At 36.0% G+C, this 13,015-nt stretch carries 8 protein-coding genes; all 8 read left to right on the top strand.

Going from position 1 to position 13,015, the window contains the following annotated elements:
* Nucleotides 1-50 precede the first annotated feature (50 nt).
* The 8 genes from RHP76_RS13340 to RHP76_RS13305 all read left to right on the top strand — a co-directional run bounded on the left by RHP76_RS13340 (nt 51) and on the right by RHP76_RS13305 (nt 13,015).
* The gene (locus RHP76_RS13340) at nt 51-1,058 is read left to right on the top strand and encodes a hypothetical protein (RefSeq protein ID WP_120233197.1); all 1,008 of its coding nucleotides are present in this window, start codon (nt 51-53) and stop codon (nt 1,056-1,058) included.
* Nucleotide 1,059: 1 nt separating this feature from the next.
* Nucleotides 1,060-2,199, top strand: a complete 1,140-nt coding sequence (locus RHP76_RS13335; protein WP_228436860.1) for an EpsG family protein — start codon at nt 1,060-1,062, stop codon at nt 2,197-2,199.
* Between the two features lie 204 nt (nt 2,200-2,403).
* On the top strand, nt 2,404-5,796 hold the full coding sequence (locus tag RHP76_RS13330) for a T9SS type A sorting domain-containing protein (protein ID WP_311228381.1): 3,393 nt from the start codon (nt 2,404-2,406) through the stop codon (nt 5,794-5,796).
* Nucleotides 5,797-6,071: 275 nt separating this feature from the next.
* Nucleotides 6,072-8,645, top strand: a complete 2,574-nt coding sequence (topA, locus tag RHP76_RS13325) for a type I DNA topoisomerase (protein ID WP_062675937.1) — start codon at nt 6,072-6,074, stop codon at nt 8,643-8,645.
* A 151-nt stretch (nt 8,646-8,796) separates the two neighbouring features.
* Nucleotides 8,797-9,867: a formimidoylglutamase gene (locus tag RHP76_RS13320; RefSeq protein ID WP_062675936.1), complete on the top strand. Its 1,071-nt coding sequence runs from the start codon at nt 8,797-8,799 to the stop codon at nt 9,865-9,867.
* A gap of 3 nt (nt 9,868-9,870) precedes the next feature.
* The gene (locus RHP76_RS13315; protein WP_062675935.1) at nt 9,871-10,872 is read left to right on the top strand and encodes a glycosyltransferase family 2 protein; all 1,002 of its coding nucleotides are present in this window, start codon (nt 9,871-9,873) and stop codon (nt 10,870-10,872) included.
* 103 nt (nt 10,873-10,975) lie between these two features.
* Nucleotides 10,976-12,094 (top strand): glycosyltransferase family 4 protein, encoded by a 1,119-nt coding sequence (locus RHP76_RS13310; protein WP_062675934.1) that lies wholly within the window; start codon nt 10,976-10,978, stop codon nt 12,092-12,094.
* A 36-nt stretch (nt 12,095-12,130) separates the two neighbouring features.
* Nucleotides 12,131-13,015 carry a polysaccharide biosynthesis/export family protein gene (locus RHP76_RS13305; RefSeq protein ID WP_120233192.1) on the top strand — a complete coding sequence of 295 codons (885 nt, stop codon included), beginning with the start codon at nt 12,131-12,133 and terminating at the stop codon, nt 13,013-13,015.

Genomic DNA, 13,015 nt, shown 5'->3' with positions numbered 1-13,015 from the left:
TGTATTTTAAATCACCATTATTATTAAAAAAATAAGAATCTGTTTTAGATATGTTGAAAAGAAATGATGAAAAAATAAACGGATTTCTATTTGTAATAGTACTTCCGCTTCTGTTGTTTGCTATGTCTTATTATGGATTTGAATCTTCCTATACAAGACTGAAAACATCAGAGACAACCCCTGACTTTTTATTTTCCTCGGTATATGCTTACAGAGTGATTCCCAATTATCTGAGTGTACAGATGACAGATTTGATGTACAATCTGATTAACGGACCTCTTTCTTTCTTCAAAGATTTTTTGTCAAAAAACGGAACCCCTTTTTATCATGGGCTTTTCCTGATGAACAGTGTGTTTTTTATTTTGTGTTCTTTGATTTTGAATGCAATTTTCCGCATGAAATCAACGGGACTTCTTCTGAATCTTAATGCAAGAAGGATTATTCATCTCTTATCCGTATTTTTTATTGTGATCACACAGTATGCACCTACAAACTGTGACACCATTGCTCTTTTCTGTTATCTGGCAGGTGTATTTTTAACCTTGAAATATTTAGATACCCAAAAAAATATTTTCTTTTTTATTCTCATTGGCCTTATTGGGATCTCTACTTTGGTAAGAGAAACGGCTTGTCTGAATATAGCCTTTTTTGCAGCAGTATTTTTCAATATAGAGGAGTTGAAAAAAGGAAATTATCAGGTAATCTGGAAAATTATACCGTTAGTTATTGCTTTTCTGATTCCCTATCTTGGATTGAGGGCTCTGCTTGTTCAGGATGAAACTACTTTTGTGGAAGGGTTTTATATTAACAGGAACTTTTCCAGCCCTTTCAACCTTGCAGGACTGCTGTTTGCATTAATTGTGATTTATTTTATATATGGTCTTTGTACAGAAGAAGAAAACAGAAGTGTTTTTGGAAAATATTTTTTCTTTTCCATTCCTTATCTCCTTATGATTACTTTAGTAGGACTTTTCTGGGAAGTGAGGCTTTTCCTGCCTTTAATTCTGACAGGAATAATCACAGCATATCATCAGTTTAAAAAAACATCAGAGATTTAGCATGAGTTTACTACATCCATATTATATAATTGCAATCGTCTATATGCTGTTCTTCAGTGTTCAGGAAGTATATGGAAAAAAGGTTGATAAAAAGTGGTTCTGGTTCCTTGCTGTTTATTTTATTATTATTGTCGGTTTTAGAGACAGTGTAGGCCCGGATTACGGAAGTTACAAAGGAATCTATATTTACTCTGATACCAAAAGCTACTACAGTATATTCATGAAGATGCTCCATATGGAAGGAACGGAAACTCTGGATGTGGAATGGCTGTATACCTTGATTAATAAAGTTCTTCTCAACTTTTTTGATGCACCTTTTTATATGGTAACATTCGTCATTGCTGTTTTTGCGATGATCTTTAAAGTAGAATATACAGAAGACAATACTTTTTACCCGTTTACTTTTACTCTCTTCATGTTTATTCCCAACTTCTTTATCGGGGAAAGTGGGCAGATCAGACAAAACCTGGGAACTTTTATCGTTTATTTTGCAATACGGTATATTAAAGAACGAAAACTCTGGCATTACCTGTTTTTTATATTCATAGGATCAGGTATACACAGTGTTTGCTATTTATTCCTGCCGATGTACTGGCTGGCTCGCATTCCGCTGAATAAAACGATGATGTTGATTATGATTGTAGGTTCTGTCTTTTTATCTCCTTTTGAAATCTATAGGAGTTTTGGAGGTTTCTTAGATGGTATGGCCTCTAACAGTACACTTGTAGAGGGTTTTAATGGATATATGGATGAAACGGTACAGCGACTTAACGGGGGAATTGGTATCCCGGAGGTCATGATGGCTATCCTTACCTTCTTCCTTTTTGTTTTTGATAACAAGATGAAAGAACTCTATCCCTACTATGAATACCATAGGAACTATGCTGTAGTCGGGATATGTCTTTACTTTATTTTTAGAAATAACCCTATCTTCTCATCAAGACTTGCAGGAGCATTTATTGGATTCTCGTATATCATTATTCCGAATGCAATGTATGTTGTTTCCGGAAGGGTTAAAAATATGATTTATGCATTTATCATTGCACTTGTGGTCTTCAATTTTGTTATTTTCTCTATGTTTAATAATATCAAAGCCGGACGATTCTCGATTGATCGTTATCAAAACCATATTCTTCCGTAAAATTTTGAAGGTTAAAATATAAAGGCAGCTTGAGGCTGTCTTTTTTTTGTGTAAAAGGTTTGTTAAGACTTGTTTTGTTTATTAGATTTATGTTGAATAATTAATAATGTAATTTAAATATGATGATGTTATTTATAGAACAAATCACTTTTTATTGAATAAAGCTTAAAAATTGCATTCGCTAATGACACTAAAACCTAAGGTATGAAAAGATTAGCTGGAAAATTAGCGGCAGTCATCTGCCTGATGTTATTTGGAATCATTTCCAAAGGTAATATCAAAGGAAATCTATGGCTCAATGAGAGTAAGGACTCATTGAAAAGACCACTGAATGAACAGACACCATTATTTCTTCCCGACTGGAAAAAAGCTCCCAACAGTTACATCTTTGATCCAAATCAGAACAGCGAAGGATTGTTGGTTCCTGTAAAAAAAGCTTATGCGATGTGGGAAGGAGGCGGATATCTTAACGGAAGCGGTATTCCGGCAGGAACGGTAACTGCAGATGTTTTGTGGGAAGATGTTCATGGACTTATAAAATCAGGAGTAAATTATGCTCTTGAAATAATAGGAACCGGGCAGGATGCTAAGATAAAAGTCCCTGTCAATAAGACAAAAAAAGGGAATGCTGTGGTAGCTCTCAAAGTAAACGGAGAGATTTATTGGAGCTGGCATATCTGGGTAACAGATGATCCTACCAATGGAGTTGCCTATAAAAGTTTCAACAACGTCAAAAGGATGAAATCGGACGGAACCACAGAAGTTATCCCGGATTCCGATTGGAAATGGATGGATAGAAATCTTGGAGCTATCACAAGTTCTATCACAGCATCAGACTGGAATAAGAGTATGGGGCTTCTTTATCAGTGGGGAAGAAAAGATCCTATACCCCCTTTAGTAACCAGAGGAAATGATTTTTATGAAGCTTCAGGATCTATAGGTAGAGTAAGACATAGAGGAGCTAAAAATATGACCAACGCTGTAAGTATTGATGATCTCAGGAAATTTGTTCTGCTTTCCGCTGCAGAGGTTACCAATAATATCAGACTCTCTGTAAAAAATCCTTTGAGTCTTATTTATGTTAATAAAGATGATAATTCAGGTCAGGCTTACTACAACAATAATCTCAATCTTCCGGTCAATTGGTTTGGTAAATCTACGACTTTGTCGAGTAACAGGCTTTCAGAACTCAATCTGTGGTCTGATAATGCACAAGGGAAAATTGAGACCGTCTATAATACCGATGATAAGACGAAGCCTTATAGAGATAAGTCCCCTTATGATCCTTGTCCCAATGGATGGCGTATCCCTTCTATATTGGTTGCAAATTTGGCTTCTCCCTCTTATGTAGATGATATCAGAATAGATTTTTCACCTTTTGGAGTCAAAACCAATATGGCAAAAAATGTTTTTGAAACCAATAAGTATCATATTATAATGCCTACTGATGCTGGAGTTCCTGCCTTCATGACGGGATTTAGAATTTATCCTAATCTTGGGTTTGATCTATCGGCTGTAGGTGGGTATAATATGGGGGTTTTTCCTGGAAATGGGCAGCTTATCAGGGGAGCGCATTTAGGACAATATAGTGATCAGCATCACATTGCATTGTGGACAGCAACTTTAACCCGGTTGTTCGATGCTTCTCCTGCTGTTACTGTAAGAGGGCTTTCCATGATTCCGGATAAAGGACAGCCAGATATTCCGGATGCTAATTATCCTAATATCAAAGGACGTTATTATTACTTTCCTATGGCCGGAATGTATACTTCGGATGCCAATGGCTGCAGATGTATAAAAGATCCGCTATATACAATTAATGATTATGATTTTCCAACAGAATATCTGCCTGCAGTTACAGAGTACAAAGAAGGTTTCAATAATCCGAATACTTACCAGGTCGTTAAAAAACCAACGGTTACAACCATTGAAATTCCAGTCAGTAAAGCATTCTCTGTACAAAGTCAGTTACTGGGTAACGCTGATATATTAAATACTTCCAGTTTTAGTAATTTAAAAACTAATGTTCTCTGGTCAACCAATACAGCTCTTATCAGTAGAATTTCAATGGTAAATCCTTCACCTTCGTCATTGCAGGATATCGGTAATTCTAAAATATCTGTAGAAATTGCCCCCAATGAAAGTGGAAATGCTGTTGTTACATTACATAATGGGAGTATATCTTCGCCGGTATATTGGAGCTGGCATATATGGGTTACGGATTCTCCCGTGGAATCTTATACTTATCTTACAGAAACTCCAATAGCTGTCACAAATTACGTGAACTATGTTAATAAAGCTGATGCTGTATTGCAGACCACTTTCATGGATCGTAATCTTGGAGCAACAGATGCTTTTCCTAATGTAGCCAATCCTCAGGCACCTACAACTGATGAGCTGCTGAAAATACGTGCTTCTACAGGATTGCATTATCAATGGGGAAGGAAAGATCCTATTCCTGCATTCCAGTATGCGGATAACAGAAGCTTTTACAATGTGTTTTTGGGAACCGTAGCTGCTAATGGAACAGTGGCTTACAGTACACTTAATCAGTCGGATTATAATAATCTTTCAGGAAACTATATTGTACCTTATGACACATATGCGGGAACATCAAACGTACAGATAACGGATAAACCGGCAGACAGAATCTCCAAAATAATATCCTATTCTGTGAAGAACCCTCTGGTATATATGATCCCAAGTACTTTTGCTCCTTACAACAGTACAACTCCTAATTATACCAATGGTACAGACTGGTTGGCGCAAGAACCTAATCTGGCTTCTGACAGATGGGGTAGAGGAGGTAAGAAATCCCCTTTTGATCCTTGTCCTGAAGGATGGAGAGTGCCGGATCTTACAAGTGTAGCTCTGGTTTCAGGAGCGGATTTTGGACAAACTCCCTGGTATAAAAAAGATAAAAATATAGCAACTTCATACAGTATTGCTACAGATTATTCAGGAATAAGAGTGAGAAATTCTGCCAATGCTACAGTGGGATATGTCTTTAATAATCCGGCATATCTTGTAGGGAATTATCCTGATTCCGGTTCAAGAGGATTCAGAAGTGTAACAGCCAATCAGACTGCGCAGGGAACATTTAATGTGCTCAACTTTCAGTATCCGGCAGTATGGACCGCTGCTTTAAATTCAAACTACATTGGACGATCTATTAATGTATTGTTTGATGCGGCCTCTACCACCAATAGAATAATCGTCTTTCATGATAATAATGATCCGTACTTCGGAACAGGATGCCGATGTGTGAAAATAAAGTATGATGCCAATGGTAATGAAGAAGGTCCTGCATCAGGAATTTCGGTTATATCTAATAGGCCTGCATTGATGAAAGAAAATGTGAAATCTAAGGCGGTCAGTAACAAAATTTCTATCTACCCGAGTCCTTTTTCCAATATTCTTTACATCAGCGCCACAGAAAATAAAGAATATAATTTTCAGATTTTTAATGTTCTGGGTCAACTAGTAAGGTCCGGACATTTTATCAACAACCAGACAGATCTTTCATCTTTAAGCGCAGGAGTATATGTAATAAGAATAAACAACTCCGAAGCAGTTGCGAAAATTATAAAACAATAAATCTTAAAATAAGGGACTAAAAGCAGAATGAGGCTTCTTGTTCTGCTTTTTTATAAGATAGCATATTTCTTACATCTATTATGGCTGATGAAAAATTCTATATCAATGAATGTTGATAATTGTATATCAGTCTAAAACCCATACTGCAAACGGTTTGTTTCTCCAAAAAATGAATATTGAAAGATGCTGTAAAGCGACCTGATTATTAAATTAAACCTGTTTAACAAAAAGTATATAATAAAAAAGCTTTACTTTTGCAAAAATTTTTAGTTAGAATGTCGAAAAATTTAGTAATCGTAGAGTCCCCGGCAAAAGCAAAAACTATTCAGAAATATCTAGGAAAGGATTTTGAAGTGAAATCCAGCTTCGGACACATCCGTGATCTTCCTAAAAAAGGAATGGGTATAGACCTTGCCACATTCAGTCCTGATTACGAAGTTTCAGCAGACAAAAAGAAATTGGTAACCGAATTAAAGGCTGCCGTCAAGAAAGCTGATATGGTATGGCTCGCTTCCGATGAGGATCGCGAAGGAGAAGCTATTGCGTGGCATCTTGCGGATGAATTGAAACTAAAGCCTGAAAACAGAAAAAGAATTGTTTTCCACGAGATTACCAAAAACGCCATTCTAAAAGCAATCGACAATCCAAGAGATATTGATCAGAACTTAGTGAATGCACAGCAGGCGAGAAGAGTGCTGGACAGAATTGTAGGTTTTGAAATGTCTCCCGTTTTATGGAAAAAAGTAAAACCGGGACTATCTGCAGGTAGAGTACAGTCTGTAGCAGTAAGATTAATTGTTGAAAGAGAAAAAGAGATCCGTGAGTTTAAACCAAAAGCAAGCTTTAAACTGGATGGGATCTTCTTAAATAAAACAGAGCAGGAAATTGCTGCCAAGCTGAAAAAAGACTTTGAAAAGGAAGAAGAGGCAGAGAAATTCCTGGAGCAGGCAAAGACTACAGAATTTAAAGTTCTCAATGTTGAAACCAAACCAGGTACACGTTCAGCTTCAGCACCATTTACAACCTCTACATTGCAGCAGGAAGCATCCTCAAGATTGGGTTATAATGTAACCAATACTATGCGTCTCGCACAAAGGCTATACGAAGAAGGGTTTATTACTTATATGAGAACGGACTCTGTAAACCTTTCCCAGGAAGCTATTGAAGGAGCTAAAAAACAAATTATATCAGAATATGGAGCAGAATATTCTTCTCCAAGAAATTATACTACAAAATCAGCTTCAGCACAGGAAGCTCACGAAGCGATCCGACCTACAGATTTTGGAGTGAAAACTGTAGCTGATGCCCAATTAAACAGGCTATATCAATTAATTTACAGAAGAACACTTGCTTCTCAGATGGCTAATGCCAAAATTGAAAAGACAGTGATTGAAATAGGGAATGCATCATTGCCACATCATTTTGAAGCACAGGGAGAGGTTATTATATTTGATGGTTTCCTGAAAGCTTATGGAATTGTAAAGGCAGAAGATGATGATGAGGAAAACAACGATAAATTGCTGCCGAAAGTAAGTGTGGGAGAAGTCTTGAACTATAAAACCATTACTGCTACTGAAAAGTTCACAAGACCAAGTGCAAGATACACGGAAGCTGGTTTGGTAAGAAAGCTTGAAGAATTAGGGATTGGTAGACCGTCTACTTATGCCCCTACCATTCAGACGATTCAGAACAGAGAGTATGTAGATAAAAGAGAAATCGAACCACACACCCGTGAAGTGATCAAAATGTCTTTGACAAAAGATAAGATCAAAAAAGTAGTTCTTGAAGAGAAATTTGGTGGTGATAAAAATAAATTCGTTCCTACGGATATTGGTGAAGTAGTCAATGATTTCTTAACAGATAATTTCAGAGAAATCCTTGATTATGGTTTCACAGCAAGAGTAGAAGAAAGTTTTGACGAAATTGCAAGCGGTGATCAGAAGTGGAAAGAAATGATGACGAATTTCTACTCTAAATTCCACCCGAGAATTGAAGATGTAGAAGAAAATGCAGATCGTGCAACCGGAGACAGACTATTAGGAGTAGATCCAAAGACTGGTAAAAATGTTCATGCAAGAATCGGAAGATTTGGAGCGATGATCCAGATTGGAGAAACGGATGATGAGGAGAAACCAATCTTTGCTTCGTTAATGACGGGACAGAATATTGCAACCATTACTTTTGAAGAAGCATTGGAGTTATTCAAGTTGCCTTTCGACTTAAGCGAAGTTGACGGACAACCGGTTTCTGTAGGAGTAGGAAGGTTCGGGCCTTATGTGAAATGGGGAGAAACCTATATCAGTATTCCGAAAGGTGAAGATCCGCTTTCTGTAGATCAGAAACGTGCTGAGGAGATTATCAATGAAAAGAAGATTGCTGATGCTCCAATTGCTACGTATAAAGGAGAACCTGTAACCAAAGGATCAGGAAGATTCGGACCATTTATCAAGTACAAAGATATCTTTGTGAATGTTCCCAAAAGATATGATTTCGAAAACCTTTCACAAAGTGATATCAATGAACTGATTGACGCTAAATTGGAGAAAGAAGCCAACCGATATATCCAGCAGTGGGAAAAAGAAAAAATCTCCATTGAAAACGGAAGATGGGGACCTTTCATCAAGTTCGGAAAAGCCATGTTTAAAATTCCGAAAAAAGCAGATGATACAAAATATGAAGCTGACGAACTGAAAGAACTTTCTTTAGATGAGGTTAAAAAATGGATTACAGATCAGGATCCGAAAGCTTTTGCAGAAAAGAAAAAACCTGCAGCAAAAAAGGCAGCGACTACTAAGAAGACTACAGCTGTTAAAAAACCAGCTGCTAAGAAACCTGCAGCTAAAAAATAAATAATCTTAAGATTGAAATACCAAGAAGCCGTTAACACCTGTTGACGGCTTTTTTTTATGAACAAATAGAAACAGTCTTACTCAGTTCCTGTGTTTTTTGTATGTTTGTTACATCAAGCGATTAATCAATTATTACATTTTAAATTAAAATATGGACTTCGAAGACTTTATCATTTCACCAAGAAATTTTAAAACAGAGAGCTGGCAGATAGGAAATCGGATTACAAAAGATATCAGAGAAGACAGTATTGTTCTTTTGTTTGTATCAGACTACAGAGGTGCGGGCGGCGATGCGGAAGTGCAGGATTTTACGGCGGTAAGAAAAGAATTTTACAAGCTTTCGCAGATGGACTTCGAAATTCCTGTTGTTGATCTCGGAGATCTGGTGTCCGGAAAATCTGTTCAGGATACTCATTATATCTTACAGGAAGTGCTGTCGGCATGTCATTATAAAAGAGCTATTCCGGTAATTATTGGTGGTTCCAATGATTTTGCTTTCTCATTATTTTCAGCATTGAATTTCCATAAGAAAAGCCTCAATTATACCCAGATTAGTAATATTATCTCTCTTCAGCAAGGAGAAAGCATCAATGAACATACTTTTTTAAGCAAGATTTTCGGAGCCAAAAATTTCTCCATTAAAAACTACCATCATCTGGGTTACCAAAAACATTTGAATGAAATGGATTCCGTAAGGCTCATCAAAGAAGTAGAGTTTGATATTATCCGACTGGCTGAAATGATGAATTCTACAGAAAAAACAGAACCGTTCTTCAGAAAAGCAGATCTGGTGACCGTAAACTGTGATGCTATTGAAAGCTTTAGTGAACCCTTTTCAATGAATCCGCAGGTAAATGGGTTGAACAGAAGAGAAATCTGTGCCTATATGAAGGAAATCGGATTGAGTGAAAACCTGAAATCTGTCGGGATTTTTAATTATAATATTTATTCTGAAAACCAGCTGAATCATCAGCTTTTAGCACAAATGCTGTGGTATCTGATTGAAGGAATCAATATCCAGCATTCCCATCCTAAAGAAAGGCATTATGAACTGTTCTATGTTTTGATAGATGACAGGCAATATGCATTCAGGCGTGATACTTTCAGTAATTTGTGGTATTTTGGTGATGATGAAAATATAGAAAACTGCATTCCCTGCTCCAGAAAGGATTTTGATGAAGCTAAAAAAGGCTGGTTGAATGCAAGACTGACGAAAATTTAATGTATGACAAATGTTCCCTCAAGAGTATCCATTATTGTTCCCGTTTATAATGTAGAAAATTATTTGACAAAATGCCTTGACTCCCTGGTGAAGCAGAGTCTTCCTGATATTGAGATTCTTGTAGTGAATGACGGAAGTAAAGATAATTCTGAACAAATAATTAAAGAATTTGCACAAAAATATCCGGATAAAATAAAAGCTTTTACCAAAGAAAACGGAGGGCTAAGTGATGCCCGTAATTTTGGAATTGATAAGGCTACCGGTGATTACATTGGTTTTGTAGACAGTGATGATTATGTCACCGAAACTATGTTTGAAGAAATGCTTCTTTTAGCAGAAAAACACCAGGCGAAGATGGTGATCTGTAATATTCAGAAAGTAGACGAAAATGGAAAAATTATCCAAAAACTGACCCAGCTTCCCAATATGCCTGAGAAAATACTACTTGGAGATTATTTTTCTGTTTTTTCAGATATCAGCTATTTTGCATGCAATAAGCTGTTTAAAAAGGAGCTTTTTAATCAGAAAAGATTTAAAAAAGGAATTCATTTTGAAGATATTCAGCTTATTCCACAGCTTTTGCTGGAATGTGAAACCATAGCGCAGACTCAGAATTTTCATTACCAGTACCTTGAACGTACTGATTCTATTACAAAAACCCATACGGAAAAAGGGATTGATATGTTAAAAGCCGTATCTGATGTGGAAAAAATATTCAGTAAATCCCCATATTCCCACAAAAAAGAAGAGTTGAAAAATTTTCAGATTTTTGAAGGCGTATACTCATTTTTAGCCTATCTGGCCTTTGTTAAAAAAGAAGAAATATTTTATAGTATGTCGGATCAATTAGCTCTTTTTATGAAGGAAAGACAAATAAAAATTCAAGATATATTGAAGTATAGTCGTTTTGGTAAGAATTATCTTTTATCTTTGCCTTTGAAGAAAAAGATTTTTTATCTGTTGTTTTTTGCAGGACAAAAAAGATTGATAAGAAAGTTGATTTAGTAAACACAAATGTAAGTACTATTGTTTCGGTCAATAGAAAATGATAATAAAGTTCCTATTATGATTTTTTATTTTGGAGATACAAGTGCTGAATTAGAAAAGAATGAAAAACTTTGAATTGTTCTTAAGCGGATCGGGGATACCTATTTTCTATATAAAAATAGGATTAGGTTTCGTATTCTCCTTTTTAATTACATTTTTCTCTATTCCTACCATTGTCAAGATTTCAAGAAGAAAGAATCTGATGGATGAGCCTGGAATAAGAAGCTCGCACCTTAGAGAAATTCCCAATCTTGGTGGAATTGCCATCTTTTATTCAATTGGAATCTGTGCCTCTATTTTTGCCTATGAATTGTTTGATCTCTACAAATTTTTATTTGCTTCATTAATTATCCTGCTCTATGTGGGGGTAATGGACGATATTGTTGTAATGAGGGCTTACAAAAAACTTGTTGCACAAATTGTTGTGTCTTCCCTCATTGTTATTGGTTCGGATATCAGAATAAGAAGTTTATTCGGAATCTTCGGCGTATATGAACTGGAGTATTTCGTAAGTGTGATATTCAGTATCGTAACATTTATTATTCTGATTAATGCGTTCAACCTGATTGACGGGATAGATGGGCTTGCAGGAGGTTATTCCGTTATCTGTAGTGCTTTATTTGGAATAAGCTATTACCGTTTGGGAGAATATAACTATCCGCTCGTAATACTATCTGTTGTTATCATTGGGACTGTATTGGCATTTTTGTATTATAATTTGTCAAACTACCGTACCCGAAAAATATTTATGGGAGATACCGGCTCTATGCTCCTTGGCTTTTTATTGGCTTTTACATCCATTTGTTTTATAGATATTTTTATAGATAAGAAACTCATCGATGTTCCAAGATATCACCTTCAGTCTGCTCCTGTAGTTGCGGTGGCCATCTTGATTCTTCCAATCGTAGATACTTTAAATGTAATTATGATCAGACTTTACAATAAAAAATCCCCATTTGATGCCGATAAAAACCATATTCATCATAAGCTGTTAAAATTGAACCTTACCCATAGGAGATCAACTTTCTATATTATCCTTTACTATTTGATGATTGTTGGAGTAGCTTATTATTTAAGACATATTAATGTCAATCTTTTATTATTGGTGATCCTTTCAATAGGTTTTTTGGGTGCTTATCTGCCAGATTTGCTATATCGATTAAGAAATAACAAAAATTAACAATTAAATATTACTTTTGTAAACAATATTATATATATGATGAAAAACTTTAAATATTTATTTTTAATATTCCCTCTTTTAGTTACCTCATGTATTACAACAAAGGATGTAAGATACTTACAGCCAAGTGAGAGTCTCGTAATTAATGAAGAAGGTCTCGTTCCCTACAATATTCCCGTATACAGGATTACCAAAAATGATATCCTCAATCTTAACATTGTAACAACTCCCAAAGGAGATGCTGCACAGTTTTATTCTTCTTACAATTCCTCAGGAGGAATTGGAACCGGAGTTGCAATGAGTCCTGCTATGTCAGGCGGTGGTGGTGTTGGAGGAGGAGTTGGTGCTATCTCTGGAGCAAGCAGAGGAGGAAACATGAATTTTTATTTTAATGGACTCAAGGTAGACTCCAATGGTGATATCAATGTTTTTGGAATTGGCTATGTAAAAGCCGAGGGGAGAACATTAGAGGATATCAGAAAAGAAATTCAGGAAAAAGTAAATGAAAATTTCCAGGAAGGAAAGTCTGAAGTAAGACTGAATACAGACGGTATCACCTATTATATTCTTGGTGATGTAGAAACAACAGGACTTTCAGGAGAGAAAGTAGCCCATAAAAATACCCTTACCATTACTGAAGCTTTAGCTATCAATGGTGGGCTGAACAGAACGATCGACAAAAAAGAGATCGTTATCCACAGAAAACTTCCGGAAGGAATCAAAATTGCCAAAATAGATCTTACCCGCGAAGATCTTATGAACTCTCCTTTCTATTATGTGCAGAATGGTGATGAAATTTATCTGAACACAAGAGCAAAAAGCTTGAATGGATTCGGAAAGGACCCTATTCAGACTTTGACAACAGGAGTTTCGGTGATTACTACAGCATTGTCTATTTATTTACTTCTTAAAAATCTTTAG

The organism is Chryseobacterium sp. SG20098, assembly GCF_031844745.1.
GTDB lineage: Bacteria > Bacteroidota > Bacteroidia > Flavobacteriales > Weeksellaceae > Chryseobacterium > Chryseobacterium cucumeris.
This window is presented reverse-complemented; position numbering and strand designations above follow the sequence as displayed.